We start from the raw sequence: 743 nt of genomic DNA on the forward strand, positions 1-743 counted from the left end.
TGCGGCCGCGTCTGCCCTCAGGAGACCCAGTGCGAAGGCAAGTGTGTTCGCGGCATCAAGGGCGAGAGCGTGGGCATTGGCCGTCTGGAGCGCTTCGTTGCCGACTGGCACCGTGAGCACAACACCACCGCTCCCACCGTTCCCGAATCCAACGGCCATAAGGTGGCCATCATCGGTGCAGGCCCCAGCGGCCTGACCGCTGCCGGCGACCTGGCCAAGCTGGGCTATAAGGTCACCGTGTACGAAGCCCTGCATCTGGCAGGCGGCGTGCTGGTGTACGGCATCCCCGAGTTCCGTCTGCCCAAGGCTATCGTGCAGAAGGAGATCGAGGGCCTGCAGGCCATGGGCGTGGACATCGAGACCAACATGGTCATCGGTAAGGTGCTGACCATCGACGAGCTGATGGGCGACTACGGCTACGAGGCTGTGTATGTGGCTTCCGGCGCAGGTCTGCCCCGCTTTATGGGCATCCCCGGCGAGAGCCTGAAGGGTGTTTACTCCGCCAACGAGTACCTGACCCGCGTGAACCTGATGAAGGCTTACCAGGAGGGCAGCAAGACCCCCATCAAGAAGAGCAAGAATGTGGCCGTTGTAGGCGGCGGCAACGTGGCCATGGACGCTGCCCGCAGCGCCAAGCGCCTGGGCGCCGAGAACGTTTACATCGTGTACCGCCGCGGCATGGAAGAGCTGCCCGCCCGTAAGGAAGAGGTGGAGCATGCCGAGGAAGAGGGCATCATCTTCAA

General features: G+C 63.4%; 1 protein-coding gene. It reads left to right on the top strand.

What is annotated here, in order from left to right; genetic code table 11:
• Positions 1 to 743: FAD-dependent oxidoreductase (locus tag B5F28_RS14365; RefSeq protein WP_158097617.1), on the top strand; the 743-nt coding region annotated here is incomplete at both ends.

The sequence above is a fragment of the Gemmiger sp. An194 genome, from assembly GCF_002160145.1.
Lineage (GTDB): Bacteria > Bacillota > Clostridia > Oscillospirales > Ruminococcaceae > Allofournierella.